The organism is Nonomuraea antimicrobica (assembly GCF_039536965.1).
Lineage (GTDB): Bacteria > Actinomycetota > Actinomycetes > Streptosporangiales > Streptosporangiaceae > Nonomuraea > Nonomuraea antimicrobica.
Window position 1 is genome coordinate 46,517 of record NZ_BAAAZP010000036.1, and the last position, 23,393, is coordinate 69,909.

Genomic DNA, 23,393 nt, shown 5'->3' on the forward strand with positions numbered 1-23,393 from the left:
CCTCCCTTCGCAGGACCTCAGGGAGGGCAGGGGGCGGGGGGAAGGCGGTCAGCCCTCGATCTTGCCGGTGCGGTACTCCAGCGCCTTGGCGGCGTCGTACGTGTTGTCGTCGCCGTACTGGTAGACGCCGATCGTGGCCACGGACGGGTCACCGTTGTCGTCGAACTCCACCGGCCCGCTGATGCCGTCGTAGTCGATGTCCGTGCCGGCCTTCAGCAGGTCGACGCACTCCTTGAAGCTCTTGCACTTCTCGCCGCCCTTGCTGACCTCGGCCAGCTTGGCGGCGATGGACTTGCCGGTGTCGTCCTTGGCGGCCTCGGCGGCCAGGGCGATCAGGTTGGCGGCGTCGTACGACTCGGCGGCGTAGGTGAAGTCGTCGAGGTCGGGGTTGATCTCCTGGAGCTTCTTCCTGAACTCCCCGGGGGCCTCGGCGCCGGGGATGGTGCCCTTGACGCCCTTGAGCGTGCCCTTGGGCATCTCCTTGTAGTTGGTGTTCGACATGTTGCCGTCCACCATGTACCACTTCACCTTGTCGGCGGTGAGCCCCTGCTTGACCAGTTCGGCCACGACCTTGGCGCCCTCCTCGAAGCCGATCAGCACGATGGCCTTGGGGTTCTTGGCCTTGATCCGGGCGACGTCGGCGGAGAAGTCGGCCGCCTTGGGGTCGTAGTCGACCCGCTCGACGACGCTCGCGCCGCCCGCCTCGGCGGTCGCGGTGATCTGGTCGGCCAGGCCGGAGCCGTAGGAGTCCTGCATGGCCAGGATGCCGACGGTGTCGTTGCCGTCGGCCACGACCAGGTCGCCGAGCACGCGGCCCTGCAGCTTGTCCGGCGGCGCGGTACGGAAGTACAGGCCGTTGTCGTTGATCGTGGTGAACGCGTCGGAGGTGTTGGCCGGCGAGAACTGCACGACCCCCGCCCCCGTGATCTTGTCAATGATCGACTCCGACACCGACGAGGACGCGGCGCCGATGATGGCGTCGGCCTTCTGCGCGAGCAGCTTGTCCACCGACTGCGAGGCGATGTTGGTCGTCGTGTCGCCCGAGTCGGTGTCGATCTTGTTGACCGGCTTGCCCAGCACCCCGCCGGCCTCGTTGATCTCCTTGACGGCCTGGTCCACACCGGCGAACTCGGGCGGGCCGAGGAAGGCCAGCGAACCCGTCTGCGGCAGGACCGTCCCGATGGTCAGCGTGCCGTCGCCCTTCGCCGCCGGCGCCGAGGAGGCAGCCGTGGACGGCGCGGCGGAGGCGGACTGCTGTGCGGACGTGTCACCGCCGCCGCCACAGGCCGTCAGGGCCAGGCTCGCCGCGGCCGCGACGGCCAGGACGCGTCCCGCTGGAGCAATGCGGTACATCAAAGAGACTCCCCTTATCTCAGCGAAGGACGATCACCTTCGCCGGGTTTTCCGAGCTCAGCATGCCTGTTCTGGGTGCTAATGGGGAGTTCTTACGAGGCTTTTATGCCGATTCGTAATGTCCCAAACACCCTAAGTAATGGTTTGTTTCGCGAGAGTTACCGACACCTCCTGATAAGTAACCGACGATCCGAAATTTCCGGAGCAGGGGGTAAATGCGAACGTCACCCGGCGACGTTGCCCTTGCGATATTCGAGGGCCTTGGCGGCGTTGAACGTGTTGTCGGGGCCGTACTGGTAGACGCCGATCGTCGCGACCGACGGGTCACCCACGTCGTTGAAGTCGACGGGCCCGCTGACGCCCTCGTAGTCGATGTCCTCGCCGGCTTTGAGCAGGTCGACGCACTCCTTGAAGCTCTTGCACTTCTCGCCGCCCTTGCTGACCTCCACCAGTTCGCCCGCGATCGCCGCTCCCGAGTCGTCGCCGGCCGCCTCGGCCGCCAGCGCGATGAGCGTGACGGCGTCGTACGACTCCGTCGCGTACGTGAACTCGCTCAGCTCCGGGTCCACCGCCAGCAGCCGCTTCTGGAACGCCTCCGGCGCCGCCGCCCCGGGCAGGGTGCCCTTGACCCCCTCCAGCGTGCCCTTCGGAGCCGTGGCGAAGTTGGTGTTGGACATGTTGCCGTCGACCATGTACCACTTGTGCCTGTCGCTGGTCAGACCCTGCTTGACCAGCTCCTGCACCACCTTCGCGGTCTCCTCGAAGCCGATCAGCACGATGCCCTTGGGGTTCTTGGCCTTGATCCTCGCCACGTCGGCGGAGAAGTCGGCCGCCTTAGGGTCGTAGTCGACCCGCTCCACCACGGTCGCGCCGCCCGCCTCGGCCGTCGTGGTCACCTGGTCGGCCAGGCCCGAGCCGTAGGAGTCCTGCATGGCGAGGATCCCGATGGTGTCGTTGCCGTCGGAGACCACCAGGTCGCCCAGGACCCGCCCCTGCAGCTTGTCGGGCGGCGCGGTACGGAAGTACAGGCCGTTGTCGTTGATCGTGGTGAACGCGTCGGAGGTGTTGGCCGGCGAGAACTGCACCACCCCCGCCCTCGTGATCTTGTCGATCACCGACTCCGACACCGACGACGAGGCGGCCCCGACGATCGCGTCCGCCTTCTGCGCCAGCAGCTTGTCCACCGACTGCGAGGCGATGTTCGTCGTCGTGTCACCCGAGTCGGTGTCGAACTTGGCGACCGGCTTGCCCAGCACCCCGCCCGCCTCGTTGATCTCCTTGAGCGCGAGGTCGACGCCCCCGAACATGGGCGGCCCCAGGTACGCCAGCGAACCCGTCTGCGGCAGCACCGTGCCGATGGTCAGCGTGCCGTCCCCCTTCGCCGCCTGGCCCGACGAGGGGTGCCCGGAAGAGGGCTGTACTGAGGCGGAGCCCGTGGCGCCGGGGACCGCGCCGCCGGACGAACACGCCGCCAGCGCCACACACGCCGACAGGGCGGCGAGCGGCGCGCGGAAAATGCGGATCATCGAGAGCGTCTCCGTTCGAAGATGAGCGAACGTTCCGTCCGCCCATCAGTTACGCGCCGGGACGCCGGCCGCGGAAGCACCCGATGCCGGTTGGATGCCCAGTCGTGACCGCACCACCACCCGTCGGGTCAAATCACCTGATATTGCGCCTTCTCAGGATCGCTCCGCCGCGTCGTCTATAACGATCTGGGCAACCTCGCGCATGCTCAGCCGCCGGTCCATCGACGCCTTCTGGATCCACCGGAACGCCTGCGGCTCGCTCCAGCCGTGCTGCGTCATCAGCTGGCCCTTGGCCCGCTCGACCAGCTTCCTGGTCTCCAGCCGCTCCGACAGGCTCGACACCTCGGCGGCCAGCGCCACCATCTCCTCGTGCCTGCTGACCGCCATCTCGATCGCCGGCACCAGGTCGGCCTTGGTGAACGGCTTGACCAGGTAGGCCATGGCCCCGGCGTCCCGCGCCCGCTCGACCAGGTCACGCTGGGAGAACGCGGTCAGGATCAGGCAGGGGGCGATCCGGTCGGCGACGATCCGCTCGGCCGCCGAGATGCCGTCGAGCACGGGCATCTTCACGTCGAGGATGACGAGGTCGGGTCTCAGATCGGCAGCCAGTTGGATCGCCTGCTCACCGTCACCGGCCTCGCCCACGACGACGTAGCCGTCCTCCTGGAGCATCTCCTTGAGGTCGAGGCGGATCAGGGCCTCGTCTTCCGCGATCACTACTCGCCGCTGCGTACTCACGAGCAGAAGAGTACAGACGTCCGGTAGATTAGATCCACGCCGGTGCGGCTCGGGCGCTACGCTACGAGATCCCAGACCGGTCACCCCCGCCCCGGTAGACCAATCGGCAGAGTCGATGGCCTCAAAATCCATACAGTGTGGGTTCGAATCCCACCCGGGGCACTCCACCATGAGCCGCCGGGCCCTCATCGGCCGGGCGCCTCGCCCTGTCCTGTGCCGGCCCTCGTCCACCCGGCCGCCGTCGTACCGCCCCGTCAGCCCGTAAGCGGGGCGTGGGCGACTTTTCGGAATCGCTCCCAGCGGGAATAGCCGTTTCAAGATCGGTGATTACGGGGGTGGGCGGGATGCCGTTGAGCATGGCGGTGCGGGAGGCGTTCCTGGCGGAGTCGCACATCGCGAGCCTGGCCGTCGAGTCCGGCGAGGGCCGGGCCCCGCTGACCGTACCGGTCTGGTACGACTACAGTCCCGGCGGCGACATCAGGTTCCTGACCGACGAAGACTCGATCAAGGCCAGGCTGGTCGCGAAGTCGGGCCGGTTCTCGATCCTGGTGCAGCGGGTGAGCCCCACCTACCGCTACGTGTCGGTGGAAGGGCCGGTCGTGGGCTCGGGGCCGACCACGCTCGACGAGCTGACCCGCATCTCGGGCCGCTACCTGCCGCCCGACGCGGTCTCGGGCTACGTCCAGGGATCCGACCTGAACGTGCTCGTGACCTTCAGGATGCGCCCAGAACGCTGGCTCTCGGCCGACCTGGGCGCCCTGGGCTGACCTGCGAAACGGTATTTTTGGGCCCGTGACTGCTATCGATCCCGCCTCGACCGGCGCCTTCGGCGTCGGCCTGGCCACCGTCGCCGCCGACGGCACCGTACTCGACACCTGGTTCCCCGCCCCCGAGCTGGGCGACGCGCCCGCCTCGGGCACGCGGCGGCTGTCCGCCGAGGAGGCGGGCGAGCTGGCCGAGCTGACCGGCCCCGACGCGGCGCGCGGCGTGGAGGTGGTGGCGGTGCGCACCGAGATCGCCAAGCTCTCCGAGCCGCCCGCCGACGCCCACGACGTCTACCTGCGCCTGCACCTGCTCTCCGCGCGCCTGGTGCGGCCGCACGGCATCAGCCTGGAGGGCGTCTTCGGCCTGCTGACGAACGTGGTGTGGACGAACTTCGGGCCGTGCCCGGTGGCCGGCTTCGAGCGTACGCGGCTGCGGCTGCGGGCCAGGGGCGCGGTGACGGTCTACGGGGTGGACAAGTTCCCCCGCATGGTCGACTACGTGCTGCCCGAAGGGGTGCGCATCGCCGACGCCGACCGGGTGCGCCTGGGCGCCCACCTGGCCGCCGGCACCACGGTCATGCACGAGGGCTTCGTCAACTTCAACGCCGGCACGCTGGGCGCCTCGATGGTCGAGGGCCGGGTCTCCGCCGGGGTGGTCGTCGGCGACGGCTCCGACGTGGGCGGCGGCGCCTCGATCATGGGCACGCTGTCGGGCGGCGGCAAGCAGGTCATCTCGGTCGGCGAGCGCTGCCTGCTGGGCGCGAACTCCGGGCTGGGCATCTCGCTGGGCGACGACTGCGTGGTGGAGGCCGGGCTCTACGTCACCGCGGGCACCAAGGTGAGCCTGCCCGACGGCACCGTGGTGAAGGCGGCCGAGCTGTCGGGCTCCGACGGGATCCTGCTGCGCCGCAACTCGCAGTCGGGGGCCGTGGAGGCGGTGCCGCGTACGGGCGGCCGGATCGAACTCAACGCCGCCCTGCACGCCAACTGACGCGCCGGCGGCCCGCCCGGCTCCTCCCCCGCCGGAGGGAGGCGCGGCGGCGCAGGCCGTCGGAAAGCGGCGGGCCCCGCGTGGCGATGGCCGACGCGGGGCCGGGCTGGACGCTCGTCCTGTGGTGTCAGTGAGTGTGTGAGACCGCCGAGCCGATCGTGTGGACGCGCAGCGCGTTGGTGGAGCCGTGCGTGCCGGGAGGCGAACCGGCCACGATGACCACCTTGTCGCCCTTCTCCAGCCGCCCCAGCGACAGCAGCGACGCCTCCACCTGCCGCACCATGTCATCCGTGTGGTGCACGAACGGCACGTGGAACGTCTCCACCCCCCACGTCAGCGAGAGCTGCCCCCGCACGTGCGGCGCGGAGGTGAAGGCCAGCAGCGGGATCGGCGAGCGGTAGCGGGCCAGCCGCCGTGCCGTCTCGCCCGACATCGTGAAGGCCACCAGCGCCTTGGCGCCGACGATCGCCCCCACCTCGGCCGCGGCCCGCGCGATGGCGCCGCCGGTGGTCTCGGGCATGCGCTCCAGCGTGTGGGTGGCGTGCAGGGAGGACTTCTCCGCGGCGCAGGCGATGCGGTCCATCGTGGAGACGGCCTCGATCGGGTAGTTGCCGACCGAGGTCTCGCCCGACAGCATGACCGCGTCGGCGCCGTCCATGACCGCATAGGCCACGTCGGACGTCTCGGCGCGGGTGGGGCGCGGGGAGTTCATCATCGAGTCGAGCATCTGGGTGGCCACGATGACCGGGTGGGCCTTCTCGCGGCACAGCTCGATGATGCGCCGCTGCACGATCGGCACCTGCTCCAGCGGGAGCTCGACGCCGAGGTCGCCACGGGCCACCATGATGCCGTCGAAGGCGTCGACGATCTCGGGGAGGCGGTCGACGGCCTGCGGCTTCTCGATCTTGGCGAGCAGCGGCAGCCGGACGGCCTCCTGCTCCATGATGTTGCGCACCACGTCGGCGTCGGACGGGCGGCGCACGAACGACAGGGCGATCATGTCGAAGCCGGTGCGCAGCGCCCAGCGCAGGTCGGCCTCGTCCTTGTCGGTGAGCGCGGGGGCGCTGACGTTGACGCCGGGCAGGTTGAGGCCCTTGTTGTCGGAGATCATGCCCCCGATGACGACGCGGGTGACGATGCGCTCGCCGTCGACGCGGGTGGCCTCGAGCACGAGGCGGCCGTCGTCGACCAGGATCGTGTCACCGGGACGCACGTCGTTGGGCAGCCCCTTGTAGGTGGTGGAGACCTGCTCGCGGTCGCCCGGCACGTCTTCGGTGGTGATGGTGAAGACGTCGCCGAAGCCCAGCCTGACCGGCCCTTCCTCGAAGGTGCCGACGCGGATCTTGGGGCCCTGCAGGTCGGCGAGCACGCCTACACCGCGGCCGAGGTCGGCCGCAACCTCCCTGACCCGGTCATAGATCTCTCTGTGCAGGTCATGATTGCCATGGCTGAGGTTGAACCGTGCCACGTCCATGCCTGCCGCGATCAGCTCGTGGAGGCGTTCTTTGGAGGAAGTGGCGGGGCCTAGGGTGCAGACTATTTTCGCGCGACGAGTCACGAGTCCTACCTTAATTGGTACAGACCACTTGGTAGTCACTGACGACGGAGAACGTACCCGACGTAGGAGAACACTATGAGAACGGCGACCCCCAGTCGCACCAAGTTCGTGTACTCCTCCGGGTAGATCACGCCCTCGATGTAGTGGTCGATGAACCCGCTGGGCGGCAGCCCCGGCTCGCCGCCCGCGCGTCGCGCCCAGTCTTCCACCAGCGTGAGCGGGCACTCGAGGCCCACCACGACCGACAGCACGCCCCAGGTCACGGCCGCGAGATGGGCCCAGATCGTCCACCGCCACACCCAGGCGACGAACCCGCCCACGACCAGGTAGGCGAGAAAAGCGAAATGCACCACCATCGCTGCGTCGGCGAGGAGGCGGTACATCATGGCTCGACGGTGGCCGCCTTCCAGGCGTCCACGATCCCGTGACCGTAGAAGCCGTTGTCGGACGGCCCGCCTTCGCAGTCGTGCGTGGCGGTCTGGCCGAACGCCTTGTAGACGTACTGGCGCGGGGTGGGGCACGCCTTCTGGGTGGCGGTCTTGTAGAGCAGGTCCTCGACGGTGTCAGGCGACAGGTCGAGGCCGCCCTTGCCGGGCTTGCCGAAGCGGCTGACGAGGATCGCGGCCACGCCCGCGGCGTGCGGCGAGGCCATGGAGGTGCCTTCGAGGTACTGGTAGTAGGAGCAGGTGCCGCCGGTGCAGTCCGCGACGACGTCGGCGCCCTTGGGCTTGCCCGCGGCGTCGATGCGGCCGGTGGCGCGCAGCACGCGCTCGGGCGCGGCGGCCAGGATCGACCGGGTGGCCTGGGTGCCCTCCCCGTCGAGCACGTCGCCGCCGGGCGCCGCCAGGTCGGTCTGCTCGTCGCCGTAGTCGCTGTAGATGGCCTTGCGGCCGGAGGGGCCGAGCGCGGAGACGGAGATGACGCCCTTCGACTCGGCGGGCACGTTGAGGCAGGTGTTGTCGACCTTGCGCTCCTTCTCCTCGCCCTTCGGGTAGCCGGGGCTCTGCTTGTCGACGCTGGGGTGGCCGAGGTCGGTGGAGCCGTTGCCGAGGGCGGAGACGAGCGTGACGCCGCGCTGGCGGGCGTAGTCGAGTGCGCGCTGCATGCCGGTGATGACGGCCTGCTGCTCCAACTGCTGCTTCCTGGTGTCGGCCTGGTTCGCCGGGCAGTTGAACAGCCAGGGGTCGACGTAGTAGCTCATGTTCACGACGTCCACGCCGATGTCGCCGGCGTAGGTGAGGGCGTCGAGGCTGGGCTTGAGGAAGAAGAACCCGGAGTCCTGGCCGGCCCTGATGTTCACGATCTGGACGCCGGGCGCGACCCCGGCGATGCCGATGCCGTTGACGGGCGAGGCGATGGTGCTGGCGACGTGGGTGCCGTGGCCGTCGTCGTCGACGTCCACGGGGTCCTTGCAGTCGGCGGCCTCGCAGGGGCCGTCGAGGGTCTCGCCGCGCTCGTCCTTGGGTTTGTCGGTGACGAAGTTGCGGCTGAGCTCACGGTTGAAGTTGGGGGCGATGTCGGGGTGCTTGCCGTCCACGCCGGTGTCGATGACGCCGACCAGGACCTGCTTGGTGCCGGGCGCCTTGGCGTTCGCGCGGTCGGCGCCGATCATCCGCATGTCCCACTGGCGTCCGGCGAGCGGCTCGGCCTGGTCCGTGCCCTGTTCCGTGTTCTTGGCCGGGTTCTTGGTGAACGCGTCCGCGTCGGGGAACGTCTTGGCGGGGCGGGCGGTGGCGAAGCCGATGCTCCGGTCGGGCGAGATCCCGGCGACGGTGTCGTCCGCGCCCACGGCCTCCTCGAATCCGCTGCCCGAGCCGGTGACCATGAGATAGTCGAGCTTGGTGTCGGCGGAGACGGTCCGCCCGCCGGCGCGCTCGACGGCGGCGCGGGCCTCGTCCTGCTTGCCGCGGTCGTAGAAGACCAGGAACTCGGCCTGGGAGGAGGCCGGCGCGGCCGAGGTGGTCGAGCCGGCCGAGGCGGCCACGGCGGTCGAGCCCGCCGCGGCCAGGGGTCGTGGCGCGGCGGGCGAGCACGCGCTGATCGCGAGCACGGCGGCCACCGCCGTCAAGCCAGAGGCGACGCGCCGCATCGTTCCCCCATCCGCCGACTGTCGCAGAATCTCAATCTTCCCGACAGTTAACCAGCGATGCCCCTTAATAGTGAAATTTCGGTCGTAGCTGGGCGAAGCGGATTCATAGGCCGGGATGTCAGCGGCGGGATTCGATGGTGACGCCGCCCATGATGACGCCGCGCGACATCGGCCGGCGCAGGAACTCGTGCGGGAAGCCCAGGTCAACCCTGCTGGCCTCGTCCAGGGCGGTGAGGTGCTCCGCGTCCAGGCGTACGTCGAGGGCGCCCAGGTTGTCCTCGAGCTGGCGCAGCGTACGCGCCCCCACGATGGGCGCCGTCACGGCCGGGTCGAGCAGCGTCCAGGCCAGCGCCACCTGCGAGGGCGTCGAGCCGATCTCGGTGGCGACCCGCTTGACCACCTCCGCGATCGCGAGGGACCGCTCGGTGAGCGACCCGTTGGCGGCGGCCACGTTCTTGCGGGTGCCGGACGGGTCGCCGGTGCCCTCTCCCAGGTCGAGGTCGGCGCGGGTGTACTTGCCCGCGAGCACCCCGTTGGCCAGCGGCGACCACGGGATGACCCCGAGGCCCATCTCGCGCGCCATGGGGACGAGGTCACGCTCGACCGTCCGCTCCACCAGGCTGTACTCGATCTGCAGGGCGATCAGCGGCGACCATCCGCGCAGGTCGGCGATGGCCTGCATGCGGGAGACCTGCCAGGCGGGCAGGTCGGAGACGCCGACGTAGAGCACCTTGCCCGCCCTGACGAGGTCGTCCATCGCCCGCAGGATCTCCTCCACGGGGGTGGTGAAGTCCCAGGCGTGCAGGTAGAGCAGGTCGAGGTGGTCGGTGTTCAGGCGGCGCAGGCTGGCCTCCACGGACCCCACCATGCTCTTGCGGTGGTTGCCGCCGGAGTTGGGGTCGCCCTTGCGCCGGGCCATGCTGTACTTGGTGGCCAGCACGAGCTGCTCGCGCCGCCCCGCCGCGAACTCGCCCACCAGGGCCTCGGCCGTGCCCTCGGTGTACTGGCTGGCGGTGTCGACGAAGTTGCCGCCGCGATCCACGTACGTGTCGAAGATGCGGCGCGACTCGTCCTTGTCGGCGCCCCAGCCCCAGTCCGTCCCGAACGTCATCGTGCCCAGCGACAGCGGCGAGACCCGCAGCCCGGAGCGGCCCAGCAGACGGAAGGTGTCAAGTGTCGTCATGCTCACCAGGCTGCCCCGGCCGGGTGGCGTGGGTAAGGGAAGGCTCTTCCTGGGATCGCAAGTCCCAGGAAGGCCGGCCGTACCATCGAAGATGATGAGCACCGTCGATCAGGCCCGCGAGCTCGCGGCCTTTCTGCGCACCCGCCGCGAGCGGCTGCATCCCGACACGGTCGAGCTGCCGTCCCGCCGCGCCCACCGCCGCACTCCCGGCCTGCGCCGTGAGGAGGTCGCCGAGCTGGCAGGGGTCAGCGTCGACTACGTGGTCCGGCTGGAGCAGGGGCGCGGGCTGCGGCCCTCGCCCGAGGTGCTGGAGGCGCTGGCCGACGCGCTGCGGCTGAGCGAGGACGAGCGGGCCTACCTGTTCGACCTGGCCCAGCAGCGCCCGACTCGGCAGGCGGCCGAGGAGGAGGCGGGGCCGCTGGCCCAGCTCGTGCTCGACCTCTCGCCGCTGCCCGCCATGCTGGTCAACCACCGCTTCGACATCCTGGCCTGGAATCCGGAGATGGCCGCGCTGATGCTCGACTTCGGCGCGGTGCCGCCCGAGCAGCGCAACACCCTGTGGCTGTGCATGCTGCACCCGGGGCTGCGCCACTTCTACCGCGACCGCGAGCGGTCGCTGCGCGAGGGCATCGCCGACCTGCGGGCCTCGTGGGCGGCCCATCCCGGCGACAAGGCGATGGCGCAGCTCGTGGAGCAGCTCACCACGGGCAGCGAGGAGGCGGCCCAGCTATGGGCCAAGCGCGACGTACGCGTCAACGCCCGGGGCGAGAAGCGGCTGCGGCACGCCACCGAGGGGCCGCTGACCGTCGCGTACGAGGTGCTGATGCCGTTGCAGGCCCAGGGCCAGCGGCTGGTCATCTACCGGGCCGCCGACCCCGAGTCGCAGCGGGTGCTCGACGCCGTCATCCGGCGGGCCCAATGAGCGGACCCGCCGGAGCGTAAAGACGTCAGACCAGCGGCCGGGCCGTGGGCGGGATCGGGTACGGCAGCGCCGTCTCGCCCGTCAGGAACCGGTCGACCCCGGAGGCGGCGGCCCGCCCCTCGGCGATGGCCCACACGATGAGCGACTGCCCGCGCCCCATGTCGCCCGCCACGAAGACGCCGTCCACCTTGGACATGTACGTCTTGTCGCGCGCCACGTTCCCCCTGGCGTCGTAGAAGCCGTCACCGGCGACCTCGGCCAGGTCCCGCAGCAGGGCGCCCTTCTCCGGCCCGACGAAGCCCATGGACAACGTCACCAGCTCGGCCGGGACCTCCCGCTCGGTGCCCGGCACCGGCTTGAACCCGCTCTGCGGCCCCTCGACGTCGACCAGCCGCAGGGCCCGCACGTTGCCGTCGTCGTCGCCGACGAACGCGGTGGTGGAGACCGCGTAGACCCGCGCTCCCCCGCCGTCGGCCAGCTCCTCGTGGGCGCTCTCCATCTTGAACAACATCGGGTACGTCGGCCACGGCTGGCTGCCGGGCCGGCTGGCCGGCGGCTGCGGCATGATCTCGAGCTGGGTGACCGACGCGGCCCCCTGCCTGATCGCCGTGCCGATGCAGTCGGCACCGGTGTCGCCACCGCCGATGACCACCACGTGCTTGCCCTCGGCCGAGATCGGCGACCGGTCCAGGTCGCCCTCCTGCACCTTGTTGGACAGCGGCAGGTACTCCATCGCCTGGTGGACGCCCGCCAGCTCGCGCCCCGGCACCGGCAGGTCGCGCCACTGGGTGGCCCCGCCCGACAGCACCACGGCGTCGAACCGCTCGCGCAGCTCGGCGGCTGTGAGATCGACGCCGACGTCCACGCCGGTGCGGAACTCGGTGCCCTCGGCCCGCATCTGCTCCAGGCGGCGCTCGATGTGCCGCTTCTCCATCTTGAACTCGGGGATGCCGTAACGCAGCAGCCCGCCGATCCTGTCGGCCCGCTCGAACACCACCACGTCGTGCCCGGCCCTGGTGAGCTGCTGGGCGGCGGCGAGCCCGGCGGGGCCGGAGCCGACGACCGCGACCCTCTTGCCGGTCCTGACGGCCGGGGGCTGCGGGGTCACCCAGCCCTCGGCGAAGGCCCGGTCGATGATCTCGACCTCGACCCGCTTGATCGCCACCGGGTCGGCGTTGATGCCGAGCACGCACGCCGCCTCGCACGGAGCCGGGCAGAGCCTGCCGGTGAACTCTGGGAAGTTGTTCGTGGCGTGCAGCCGCTCGATCGCCTCGCGCCAGTCCGTACGGAAGACGAGGTCGTTCCACTCGGGGATGAGGTTGCCCAGCGGGCAGCCGTTGTGGCAGAACGGGATGCCGCAGTCCATGCAGCGGGCCGCCTGCCTGGTCAGCCGCTCCTGCGAGAAGTCCTGGTAGACCTCGCGCCAGTCGGTGATGCGGACGTCCACGGGGCGGCGTGCCGGCAGCTCCCGGTCGTGCGTGAGAAAACCCTTCGGGTCAGCCATTCGGTACGCCTCCCTTATCCCTGCACAGCGGCGGCCATGACCGCCTCGTCGATGTCCCTGCCCTCGATGCGGGCGGCCTCGGCGGCCTCCAGCACCCTCTTGTAGTCGGTCGGCATGATCTTGCCGAACCTGGCCAGCGCCGCGTGCCAGTCGGCCAGCAGCCGCTTGGCCACCGGCGAGCCGGTCTCCGCGAAGTGCTTCTCGACCGTCTCCTTGAGGAACTCGGAGTCCTGCTCGGTGAGCGCCTCGACGGCGACCATCTCGCGGTTGACCCGCTCGGGCTTCAGATCCAGCAGGTACGCCACGCCGCCCGACATGCCGGCCGCGAAGTTGCGCCCGGTCGGGCCGAGCACCACGGCCCTGCCGCCGGTCATGTACTCGCAGCCGTGGTCGCCCACGCCCTCGACGACCGCCGTGGCGCCGGAGTTGCGGACGCAGAACCGCTCGCCCACGACGCCCCTGATGAACACCTCGCCGGACGTGGCCCCGTACAGGGCGACGTTGCCGGCGATGATGTGGCCGTCGAGCGGGGCCTCCTCGTGCGGCCGGAGGGTGATCCGCCCGCCCGACAGGCCCTTGCCGAGATAGTCGTTGGCGTCGCCGGTCAGGCGCAGCGTGATGCCGCGCGGCAGGAACGCGCCGAACGAGTTGCCCGCCGAGCCGGTGAAGGAGATGTCGATGGTGTTGTCGGGCAGGCCCTTGCCGCCGTACCGCTGGGTGACCTGGTAGCCGAGCATGGTGCCGACCGTGCGGTTCACGTTGCGGATGGGCAGGTCGAGCGTGACCGGGGTGCCCTCGTTGAGCGCGCCCTCGGCGAGCTGGATGAGCGTGTTGTCGAGCGCGTGCTCCAGGCCGTGGTCCTGCTCGACGAGCCTGCGCAGCGCGGTGCCGGCGGGCAGGTCGGGCCGGTGCAGGATCGGCGACAGGTCGAGCCCGCCGGCCTTCCAGTGCTCCTCCGCGGCCGTGGTGTCGAGCAGCTCGACGTGCCCGATGGCCTCGTCGAGCGAGCGGAAGCCCAGCTCGGCCAGGCATTCGCGGATCTCCTGCGCGACGAACTCGAAGAAGTTGACCACGAACTCGGGCTTGCCGGTGAAGCGCTTGCGCAGCTCGGGGTTCTGCGTGGCCACGCCCACCGGGCAGGTGTCGAGGTGGCAGACCCGCATCATCACGCAGCCGGAGACGACCAGCGGAGCGGTGGCGAAGCCGTACTCCTCGGCGCCGAGCAGCGCGGCGATGACCACGTCGCGGCCGGTCTTGAGCTGGCCGTCGACCTGGACCACGATGCGGTCGCGCAGGTCGTTCAGCAGCAGCGTCTGCTGGGTCTCGGCGAGGCCCAGCTCCCACGGTGCGCCCGCGTGCTTGAGCGAGGTGAGCGGCGAGGCGCCGGTGCCGCCGTCGTGCCCGGAGATGAGCACCACGTCGGCGTGCGCCTTGGACACGCCCGCCGCGACCGTGCCCACCCCGACCTCGGCGACCAGCTTCACGTGCACCCTGGCCCGCGGGTTGGAGTTCTTCAGGTCGTGGATGAGCTGGGCGAGGTCCTCGATCGAGTAGATGTCGTGGTGCGGCGGCGGCGAGATGAGGCCGACGCCGGGCGTGGAGTGCCGGGTCTTGGCGATCCACGGGTAGACCTTGTGGCCGGGGAGCTGGCCGCCCTCGCCGGGCTTGGCGCCCTGGGCCATCTTGATCTGCAGGTCGTCGGCGTTGACCAGGTACTCGGAGGTGACGCCGAACCGGCCGGAGGCCACCTGCTTGATCGCGGACCTGCGGGCGGCGTCGTGCAGCCGCTCGGGGTCCTCGCCGCCCTCGCCGGTGTTGGACTTGCCGCCGAGCCGGTTCATCGCGATGGCGAGCGTCTCGTGCGCCTCCATCGAGATGGACCCGTACGACATCGCGCCCGTGGAGAAGCGCTTGACGATGTCCTCCACCGGCTCGACCTCTTCGAGGGGCACCGGGGTGCCCTTGCGCAGCTTGAACAGGCCGCGCAGGGTCATCAGCCGCTCCGCCTGGGAGTCGACGAGGCTCGTGTACTCCTTGAAGATCTCGTAGCGGCGGGTGCGGGTGGCGTGCTGCAGCTTGAAGACGGTCTCGGGGTTGAACAGGTGCGGCTCGCCCTCGCGCCGCCACTGGTACTCGCCGCCGACCTGGAGCCGGCGGTGGGCGTTCTCCACCCGCGGGTACGCGTGCCGGTGTCGCTGCTCGACCTCGGCGGCCAGCACGTCGAAGCCGACGCCGCCCAGGCGCGAGGTGGTGCCGGTGAAGCAGGAGTCGATGACCTCCTGGCTCAGGCCGAGCGCCTCGAAGATCTGCGCGCCGGTGTAGGAGGCCACCGTGGACACGCCCATCTTGGACATGACCTTGATGACGCCCTTGCCGTACGCCTTGATCAGGTTGCGCACGGCCTTGTGCTTGCCGATCCGCAGGACGCCGGTGTCGACCAGGTCCTCGATGGTCTCGATCGCGAGGTACGGGTTGATCGCGGCGGCGCCGTAGCCGATCAGCAGCGCCATGTGGTGGCACTCGCGGGCCTCGCCGGTCTCGACGACCAGGCCGATCTTGGTGCGGGTCTTCTCCTGGATCAGGTGGTGGTGCACCGCGCCCGTCAGCAGCAGCGACGGGATCGGGGCGAGCGCGTCGGAGGAGCCGCGGTCGGACAGCACGATGATGCGCGCGCCGTCGGCGATCGCCCGCGACGCCTCGGCCCTGATCTCCTCCAGCCGCCGCAGCAGCGCCTCGCCGCCCCCGGCGACCTCGTACAGGCCGCTGATCACGTACGGGTGGAAGCCGGGCAGGTCGTGCTCGTCGTTGATGTGGATGATCTTGGCGAGCTCGTCGTTGTCGAGCACCGGGTACGGCAGCACGAGCTGACGGCAGGAGCTGGGCCCCGGGTCCAGCAGGTTGCCCTCGGGCCCGAGCGTGCTGGCCAGGGAGGTGACCAGCTCTTCCCGGATGGCATCCAGCGGCGGGTTCGTGACCTGCGCGAAGAGCTGGGTGAAGTAGTCGAACAGCAGCCGCGGCTTCTCGCTCAGCACGGCCACGGGCGTGTCGGTGCCCATGGAGCCGATCGGCTCCTGGCCGACCCTGGCCATGGGCGACAGGATGACGCGCAGCTCTTCCTCGGTGTAGCCGAAGGTCTGCTGCCGCTTGACGAGCGCCTCGTGGGTGGGGATCTCGCGCTGGCGGGCGGGCAGCTCCTCGAAGCGGACGAGCCCGGCGTGCAGCCAGTCCACGTACGGCAGCTCGGCCGCCAGCTCCGCCTTGATCTCGTCGTCTTCGATGATCTTGCCGCGGGCGGTGTCGATGAGGAACATGCGGCCCGGCTGGAGGCGGCCCTTGCGCACCACGTCCTCGGGCTTGATGTCGAGCACGCCGGCCTCGGAGGCCAGCACGACCAGGCCGTCGGCGGTCACCCAGAAGCGTCCTGGGCGCAGGCCGTTGCGGTCGAGCACGGCGCCGGCCAGGGTGCCGTCGGTGAACGTGATCGAGGCGGGGCCGTCCCAGGCCTCCATCATCGTGGAGTGGAACTCGTAGAAGGCCCGCCGCGCCGGGTCCATCTCCGTGTGGTTCTCCCACGCCTCGGGGATCATCATGAGCACGGCGTGGGGGAGGCTGCGTCCGCCGATGTGCAGCAGTTCGAGGGCCTCGTCGAAGCTGGCGGTGTCGCTCCCATCCGGGTCACAGATGGGGAAAAGTCGTGAAATTTCGCCCGGAATGTGGGCAGAAGCCAGCATCGCCTCGCGAGCCCGCATCCAGTTGCGGTTGCCCTTGACCGTGTTGATCTCGCCGTTGTGTGCGATGTAACGGTAGGGGTGGGCCAGCGGCCAGCTCGGGAAGGTGTTGGTGGAGAAGCGCGAGTGCACCAGCGCGATCGCGCTATCGAAACGCTCGTCGCTCAGGTCGGGGAAGAACGGCTCGACCTGCTCGGGCGTGAGCATGCCCTTGTAGACGACCGTACGGGCCGACAGCGAGGGGAAGTACACGTCGGCCTCGTGCTCGGCCCGCTTGCGCAGGCAGAACGCCAGCCGGTCGAGCTCCAGCCCCTCGAGCCCGGCGGGGCTGGAGACGAAGAGCTGGGCGAAGTGCGGCATGACGGCCCTGGCGCTCGGCCCGGGCAGGGCCCGGTCGACGGGCAGCTCCCGCCAGCCGAGCACGGTGAGGCCCTCCTCGGCCGCGATCTCCTCGATCAGGCGCGTGGCGATGCCCCTGGCCTCGTCGTCGATCGGCAGGAAGGCGATGCCGGTCGCGTACGAACCGGCGGCGGGCAGCGTGAACGGCACGCTCGCCCGGTAGAACCCATCGGGGATCTGCGTCAGGATCCCGGCTCCGTCGCCGGTGTCCGGCTCGCTACCCTTGGCCCCCCTGTGATCGAGATTGCACAGCGCCGTCAGGGCTTTGACCACGATCGCATGACCACGGCGGCCCGCGACGTCGGCCACCATGGCGACTCCGCAGGCATCGTGCTCGTTGGCGGGGTGGTAGAGACCCTGAGGCTCGGGGAACCCGAGGTGGGCAGCAGGCATTGAATCCCTCCCGTCGTCATCGTCTGTCTCAAACTGCTCTACAGGCGGGGACGACGTTGGCCCTGCTGCGTATCGTGGGTAGAGGTTACCTCACCCTGCCGGAATGGTGCCCGCCGCATCCACATTGCGAACATTCCGGCCGTCTCGACATCCGAACTCCTTATCCCAAACCCCGGGCATACCCCCTGAAATTCCCGAGCGCGACCACGGGAATACGCCAGAGGAAGCGAGTCCCGTACCCGCCGCCCCCTGGCCCGGAGCGCTTCGCGGACATCGGCAGCCTCGACGGCACCACCGGCCCCACGGCCCCAGCGACCTCAGCGGTATGGGCAGCAGCACCCTCAACGGCCCCACTGGCCTCGCCAGCCCCAAGAGCGCCAAACGCTCGAAGCCCCATCAGCACCACCAGCTCAAGCCAGCACCCTCAGCACCACAGGACTACCGGCACCACAGCACCACAGCACCGCAGCACCATCAGCACCACAGCGCCATCAGCGCCATCAGCGCCACAGCACCATCAGCGCCACAGCACCATCAGCGCCACTGCGCCACTGCGCCACTGCGTCGCCAGCGCTACCAGCACCAATTCGAATCTTCGGCCCCATCGACTTGACTTGACTGCATCGACTTGACTGCATCGACCCCAGCAGCCGCAGTGGTCTCGGCGGCCTCAACAGCCGAAACCCCGATAGGGTTCGCGCATGGAGCGTGACGGGCTGGAAGGGCTGCTCAGCGAGGCCGGGGCCGACAGCAGGCGGCTGAGGCACGCCCTGGCCCTCCTCTGCGACGGCCAGTGGCGCACCCTGGCCGACCTGGTCAGGGAGACCGCCACGGCCCGGCGTACCATCGAGGCCCTGCTGCGTGAGCTGGTCCTGGAGCGCGACGGTGACCGGCTGCGCGTCCCGCTCGTCGACACCCCCGCCTACCAGGACCTTCTCGCCGTGGCGCCGCAGCCGGAAGACCCCGTGGCCCACCTGCTCCCCCACTACGCCCACGTGCTCGACCGCCTCGGCGACCTCGTCGCGAAGGCGCCGCGCGCCCGCCACGTGCTCGACCACGTCTCGGCCACGCCGGAGACGGTGCTGCGGCGGGCGCTGCTGCTCGGGGCCCGCTTCTGGCTGCCGGGCGCGCGCCTGCTGTGCGTGGGCGACCACGACCTGACCTCGCTGGCCGTGAAGCTGGTGCATCCCGAGACCGACGTCACCGTGGTCGACGTCGACGAGCGCATCCTGGCCTACATCGACGACCAGCGGCTGGGCGTACACACCCGCTGGGCCGACCTGCGGCTCGGCCTGCCGGGCTCGGCCCGCGACCACGACCTGGCGCTCACCGACCCGCCGTACACACCGGAGGGCACGGGCCTGTTCGTGGCGCGCGCGGTGGAGGGGCTGAAGGACGAGGGACGGGTGCTGCTGGCGTACGGGGCCAGCGAGCGTACGCCGATGCTGGCGCTCAAGGTGCAGCAGGAACTCACGGAGCTCAACCTCGCGTACGAGGCAATTTACCCAGATTTCAACCGATATTTCGGGGCCGAGGCCATCGGGTCGGCGGCCGACCTGTACATCCTGCGCCCCACCACGAAGACCCGCCCGGCCGTACAGTCCCGGCTGAGCCGCCAGACCACGGCCATCTACACGCAGGGCCCGCAGTCCGTCGAGAGCACCGCCACCGGGAGACGGGCCACCGCCGACACGCGTGCCACCGCTGAGAGACGTACCGCAGGTGAGAGCGCGGCCTCCGCCTCTGCGGGCATCGCGCGGGCTCTGTCCGGGTTCGAGCCCGACCTGCTGGTGGGCGAATGGCCCAAGGACCTCGACCGCCCTCGGGTCAAGCTCTCGACCTGGCTCGCCAAGCCGTACGCCGCCGCGCCCGTCCGAGTGGCCATGGCCGTACCGCCCGGCCTGGAGGCCGCGCTCCCGCGCCTGCTCCTGGCGACCCGGGCCGCGCACGTACGCGTCGTGGGGGCCACCCTCGCATCCGTGCCCGAGGTGCTGTCGGCTGTGTACACGGTGAGCGAGGCAGGCGAGGGCGTGCTCGACGCCGTACGACTGCCGCAGCCCGACGGGCAGGCCGAGTCGGTGCTGCGCAGGATCCTGGACAACGGGCACTCCAAGCTGGCGAACACGTGGCGGGAAGGGCTCATCGCAGTGGCCCGCGCCCAGGGCACGACCCTGACCAAGAACGAGGCCCGGACCCTGATCCGCGAGGCGGCCGACTGGTCAGACGACCTCACCCCCCTGGAGGCCCCCCTCCACCGCCTCTCGTCCCTCGCCCCCGCCGTTACCACCACCATCACAGCCCTCACCACAACCACCTAACCCACCCAATTCCCCCTACCCCATCCCACCAAAGCCCTCTGCCCACCACGCGAAACCATCACCCTTCACCCAGAACCACCGATTCTGCCCACCCCTCACCCGCCCATCGCCCGAGACCATCGCCTCTCGCCCGCGATCACGTCCATGAACGTGACCTCAGAGCATCCCATCGGCGCGAGTCCAAAGAGCAGCCCCATCAGCGGATCCCGCCGGCAAGTCCGGCGGGCTGCTCGGCTGCCGAGGCCCGGATGACGGGGCCGGGGTGACAGGGCCCGGGCGACAGACCCGGCTGCCGAGGCCCGGGTGACAGGACCCGGGCGACAGAACCCGGGTGATGGCGACGGGGGCTTAGGTGCTGGGGTGGCTCAGGTGACGGCGACGATGCGGCCTTGGACCACGCGTCCGAGGCCGTCCAGCGCGACCAGGGCAGCCACAAGATCCTGAGCGGACGCGGACGCGGATGCCGATGCGGACGCCGTCCCACCGGCCCAGCTCACCGTCACGTAATGCCCCATGGCACGGGCCTGGGCACGGCTTCCCGCAGGGTCGAACGCGGCCTCCTGCCGTACGAACGCGTCCTTTTGCAGGGCCGCCACCAGCGCATCGGCCGCCTGCCCGTCACTGAGGTTGAAGATGACGAACTGCCCCGCCAAAGAGCCCCCCTGGTAGGTGGCCTGGAGCGCCTGCGTGCACCCGGCGGCCGTGGTGCCCCACAGCACCTCGCCACAATCGGCGAACGAGCGGGTGGCGGCCAGGCGCATGGACCCGAGGGTACGCGTGGCCGAGGTGAAGACCTCTTGGAGGGTCAGCGGCGTTGCGTCGTTCTGGCGGGTGTCGATGGCCGCGTAGAACGCGGAGGTCGGCTCGCCCCGGAAGGTGGCGGGACGAGGCTCCTCCCGCCCCAACCAGAACCAACCTGCCACGGCGACTGCGGCCACGAGGGCAAGCACGACAGGAATCAGGACACGTCGCGACATCAGACGCCGACTCCCCCAGACACGCCACCCCGTACGACTCCCACAGGCACTTCCCCCCGTACGACCCCCGAAGACACGCCACCTCGAACGACCCCCACAGGCACTCCACCCTGTACAACTCCCCCAGACACGCCACCCCGTACGACTCCCACAGACACGCCACTTCGAACGCCCCCCACGGACACGCCACCCCGTACAGAGAGCCCAGGGAACCCTCGCACAAAGCCCCTCCGACCGAAAGCCGCCCCTCCAGGGAACACCGCCACCCCTCCAGGGAGCCCCGGAACAACCGACGCAAGGGCGGCGCAGTCAGCGGAGCCCAGAGGGCAACGCATCACACGGATGAACGCCACGTCGCCCGACATCAGGAGGACGGCCCCGTGATCGAGACGACACGGCGGTAGACGGCCTTTTCCGCTCCCCGCAGCGCCAGCGTGAGGGAGACGAAGTCGTCCTTGACGGTGGGTTCCGCGCCGTCGGCCCGGCCGAGCCACACCAGCCCAACGTAGTGGCCGAGCGCGTAACTGCCCGCCTCCGAGTAACCGCCGGCGGGAAAGGCGGCCTTGTCCGTGCTCAGGGGGTGGACCCATCCGCCACGGTAAAGAGTCTTCAAGGACTCCACCAACTCACCGGCCGACTGGCCGTCCTTGAGGTTGAGCAGCGTGTACTGGCCGATGTAGCGGCCGTCTGAACTGGCGTAGAGGCCGCGCGCGGCCTGGGTGCAACCGGCGTCCGACGTCAGTTCGAGGAGGTCGGCACCCCACAGCGCCTGGGCGCAGTCGGCGTCGAGCTGCTTGGAGACGAGCTTGAGCTTCAGCTTCTTGGACACGGTCAGCTCGGTCTCGCTGAACACTTCCTTCTCTGTGAGCGCCTTGGCGTCCTTGGACCTCTCGGCCACGGGGTCGAACAGCTTGGGCGAGGCCCAGCCATGGAACACCTGGGGCAGCGGCGCTCCGAGGTCGACCACGGCGGCACTGGCCGGCCGCTCGGGCGTGTACGTACCGATCGAATTCGCGACCGCCACGAACCCCACGGCGGCCGCCAGCACACCGGCGACCGACGCGATGATCACGAGCATCCGCTGTTGTCCGGGGCGCAGACCCAGGTCGGTGAGCAGCGGCAGTTGCCAGTCGGAGGGCGGCGTCCGGCGCCGCTTACGCGACACACCCACCACGTCGCGCCCACTCTCGGCGGCCTCTCCGTCATCGTCGCCCCCGGCCGACCGCCGCCCATCGGCATCCCGGGCAGACCGCCTCCCGCCCTCCTTCGCGACAGGACGTATCCCGCCGCCGAGGTCTCGGAGCGACCACCCACTCTCGTCATCGTCATCCCCGGCCGACCGCCGCCCACCAGCACCCCGAGCAGACCGCCTGCCACCGTCGCCGGTCGCCGACCGCTGTCCGCCACCACCACTGTCCGCCGACCGCCGACCGTCGCCACCACTGTCCGCCGACCGCCGACGGCTGCCACCAGCGTCCGCCGCCACCGCTGTCCGCCGACCACCACCATCAGCGTCCCCAGAACCCCAGCCACCGCCATCAGTGTCCGCAGAAAGCCAACCACCGCCATCGGTGTCCGTTGACCGGCCATCGTCCGCCAGCCACTGACCGTCATCATCGCTGTCCTTTGACCGTTTGCCGGTCGCAGAGCGCCCACCCCTCCTGGAACGCCGGCCACCATCGACACCGCCCGCAGCCCACAGACCTCCGGCTACGCCACCTGCGGTCCACGTGCCACCACCGGCACCGCCTGTTGACCACTCGTCGCCGTCGGTCCCACCCGCCGACGCCGCACCAGGCTCGGTTTCGCCAGCCGACCGCCGACCGGCGTCGGCCTGTCGACCACGGCCCCGGAAGCCGAGGCCACGCGAGCGCCGACCCTCACCGCCCGCACCCTGCCGTCCTCCGGCCTCAGCATCCGGCACCGACCGTCCGCCGGGCTCAGAGCCCAATCCCGCGTCGTTTACCGAGCCCGCCGCCGCGTGGTTCCCCGAGCCCTGCGCCGCGCCGCTTCCGTAGCCCGCCGCCGCGTCGTTCCCAGACCTCGCCACCGACCAACCACCGTCATCGGTGCCAGCCATCCCCACACCGCCGGGAGCGCCACCACCAGACCATCCACCACCATCCGTGCCCGCCACCCCCGCACCACCACGGGAGCCACCGGCCGACCAACCCGCACCGTCCGTACCTGCCGACCCCGCACCACCACGGGAGCCACCAGCAGGCCAACCACCGCCATCCGTGCCCGCCACTCCCACGCCATCACGCGCGCCTCCAGCAGGCCAACCACCGCCATCCGTGCCTGCCGACCGCGCACCACCACGGGAGCCACCGGCAGGCCGACCACCACCGTCGGTGCCCGCCGCTCCCGCACCACCATGGGAGCCAGTTCCGGCGGGCCATCCACCACCGTCGGTGGCAGCCCGGCCTTGGCCGCCGTCGGTGGCCGTCCGCCAGCCGTCGGTGGCCGCTCGCCCGGTGTCGCCGTCGGTGCTCGACCGCCGCCGACCTCGACGGCCCACCGACCGCCCACCGTTGTCAGCACCGGCACCCGACCGGCCATCACCCGCCGAGCCAGCATCCGGCCGATCACCACCGGACGGACCGGCCGCCCGCCGACCGCCTGTGGCGGAACCGGCCGCCTGCCAGTCGCCGCTGACCTGCCCCGAGGGGCCCTGTCCCTGCTCTGAGGAGGGGGCGTCGCCACGCGAACGAGCGGCCCTTCGACCGCCACGCCCACCTTCCGCCCCAGCCGACCGCCGCGCACCACCGTCCGAACCAGCGGACTGCCACGCACTACCGTCCGAACCAGCCGACCGCCGCGCACCACCATCCGAACCAGCGGACTGCCAGGCACCGCCCTCCGAACCAGCCGACTGCCAAGCACCACCGCCCGAACCAGCCGACCGCCGCGCACCACCATCCGAACCAGCGGACTGCCAGGCACCGCC

16 protein-coding genes and 1 tRNA gene are annotated in these 23,393 nt (G+C 70.4%); 5 read left to right on the forward strand and 12 right to left on the reverse strand.

From position 1 onward, the window contains the following. Nucleotides 1-48: 48 nt before the first annotated feature. The 3 genes from ABD844_RS11005 to ABD844_RS11015 form a co-directional block, all read right to left on the reverse strand. A complete protein-coding gene (locus ABD844_RS11005) occupies nucleotides 49-1,353 on the reverse strand; it encodes an ABC transporter substrate-binding protein (RefSeq protein ID WP_344875657.1) in 1,305 nt (434 codons plus the stop codon). A 224-nt stretch (nucleotides 1,354-1,577) separates the two neighbouring features. Then, nucleotides 1,578-2,879, reverse strand: a complete 1,302-nt coding sequence (locus tag ABD844_RS11010) for an ABC transporter substrate-binding protein (RefSeq protein WP_344875659.1) — start codon at nucleotides 2,877-2,879, stop codon at nucleotides 1,578-1,580. Between the two features lie 153 nt (nucleotides 2,880-3,032). Then, a complete protein-coding gene (locus ABD844_RS11015; protein ID WP_344875661.1) occupies nucleotides 3,033-3,617 on the reverse strand; it encodes an ANTAR domain-containing response regulator in 585 nt (194 codons plus the stop codon). An 88-nt stretch (nucleotides 3,618-3,705) separates the two neighbouring features. Between ABD844_RS11015 and ABD844_RS11020 the strand changes: the two genes are divergently transcribed. The 3 genes from ABD844_RS11020 (at nucleotide 3,706) to dapD (ending at nucleotide 5,372) form a co-directional block, all read left to right on the forward strand. Then, nucleotides 3,706-3,779 (forward strand) — tRNA-Leu (locus ABD844_RS11020). 182 nt (nucleotides 3,780-3,961) lie between these two features. Further along, the gene (locus ABD844_RS11025; RefSeq protein WP_344875663.1) at nucleotides 3,962-4,384 is read left to right on the forward strand and encodes a pyridoxamine 5'-phosphate oxidase family protein; all 423 of its coding nucleotides are present in this window, start codon (nucleotides 3,962-3,964) and stop codon (nucleotides 4,382-4,384) included. 25 nt (nucleotides 4,385-4,409) lie between these two features. Then, on the forward strand, nucleotides 4,410-5,372 hold the full coding sequence (gene dapD / locus ABD844_RS11030) for a 2,3,4,5-tetrahydropyridine-2,6-dicarboxylate N-succinyltransferase (RefSeq protein ID WP_344875665.1): 963 nt from the start codon (nucleotides 4,410-4,412) through the stop codon (nucleotides 5,370-5,372). 127 nt (nucleotides 5,373-5,499) lie between these two features. On the opposite strand, the gene pyk is transcribed toward dapD, so the two are convergent. The 4 genes from pyk to ABD844_RS11050 form a co-directional block, all read right to left on the reverse strand. Beyond that, nucleotides 5,500-6,930, reverse strand: a complete 1,431-nt coding sequence (gene pyk / locus ABD844_RS11035) for a pyruvate kinase (protein ID WP_344875668.1) — start codon at nucleotides 6,928-6,930, stop codon at nucleotides 5,500-5,502. Nucleotides 6,931-6,965: 35 nt separating this feature from the next. Further along, nucleotides 6,966-7,316: a DUF2784 domain-containing protein gene (locus ABD844_RS11040; protein ID WP_344875670.1), complete on the reverse strand. Its 351-nt coding sequence runs from the start codon at nucleotides 7,314-7,316 to the stop codon at nucleotides 6,966-6,968. Next, nucleotides 7,313-9,019: a S8 family peptidase gene (locus tag ABD844_RS11045; RefSeq protein ID WP_344875672.1), complete on the reverse strand. Its 1,707-nt coding sequence runs from the start codon at nucleotides 9,017-9,019 to the stop codon at nucleotides 7,313-7,315. Before ABD844_RS11045 ends, ABD844_RS11040 begins: the two co-directional genes overlap by 4 nt. Before the next feature lie 118 nt (nucleotides 9,020-9,137). Next, the gene (locus ABD844_RS11050) at nucleotides 9,138-10,202 is read right to left on the reverse strand and encodes an aldo/keto reductase (protein ID WP_344875674.1); all 1,065 of its coding nucleotides are present in this window, start codon (nucleotides 10,200-10,202) and stop codon (nucleotides 9,138-9,140) included. Nucleotides 10,203-10,296: 94 nt separating this feature from the next. Between ABD844_RS11050 and ABD844_RS11055 the strand changes: the two genes are divergently transcribed. Next, nucleotides 10,297-11,124: a helix-turn-helix domain-containing protein gene (locus ABD844_RS11055; protein ID WP_344875676.1), complete on the forward strand. Its 828-nt coding sequence runs from the start codon at nucleotides 10,297-10,299 to the stop codon at nucleotides 11,122-11,124. A 25-nt stretch (nucleotides 11,125-11,149) separates the two neighbouring features. Here the strand turns inward: ABD844_RS11055 and ABD844_RS11060 are convergent, their stop codons facing one another. Next, nucleotides 11,150-12,628: a glutamate synthase subunit beta gene (locus ABD844_RS11060; RefSeq protein ID WP_344875678.1), complete on the reverse strand. Its 1,479-nt coding sequence runs from the start codon at nucleotides 12,626-12,628 to the stop codon at nucleotides 11,150-11,152. Between the two features lie 14 nt (nucleotides 12,629-12,642). Further along, the gene (gene gltB, locus ABD844_RS11065; protein WP_344875680.1) at nucleotides 12,643-17,148 is read right to left on the reverse strand and encodes a glutamate synthase large subunit; all 4,506 of its coding nucleotides are present in this window, start codon (nucleotides 17,146-17,148) and stop codon (nucleotides 12,643-12,645) included. Nucleotides 17,149-17,849: 701 nt separating this feature from the next. Here gltB and ABD844_RS11070 point away from each other — a divergent pair. Continuing rightward, a complete protein-coding gene (locus ABD844_RS11070) occupies nucleotides 17,850-19,466 on the forward strand; it encodes a bis-aminopropyl spermidine synthase family protein (protein ID WP_344875682.1) in 1,617 nt (538 codons plus the stop codon). Between the two features lie 365 nt (nucleotides 19,467-19,831). Here ABD844_RS11070 and ABD844_RS11075 read toward each other — a convergent pair whose 3' ends face one another. From ABD844_RS11075 to ABD844_RS11085, 3 genes are all read right to left on the reverse strand, one after another. Next, nucleotides 19,832-20,443, reverse strand: a complete 612-nt coding sequence (locus ABD844_RS11075; RefSeq protein ID WP_344875684.1) for a hypothetical protein — start codon at nucleotides 20,441-20,443, stop codon at nucleotides 19,832-19,834. 364 nt (nucleotides 20,444-20,807) lie between these two features. Beyond that, complete coding sequence (locus ABD844_RS11080; RefSeq protein ID WP_344875686.1) at nucleotides 20,808-21,608, reverse strand: hypothetical protein; 801 nt, start codon at nucleotides 21,606-21,608, stop codon at nucleotides 20,808-20,810. A 797-nt stretch (nucleotides 21,609-22,405) separates the two neighbouring features. Next, nucleotides 22,406-23,038: a hypothetical protein gene (locus ABD844_RS11085; RefSeq protein WP_344875688.1), complete on the reverse strand. Its 633-nt coding sequence runs from the start codon at nucleotides 23,036-23,038 to the stop codon at nucleotides 22,406-22,408. Nucleotides 23,039-23,393: the final 355 nt, after the last annotated feature.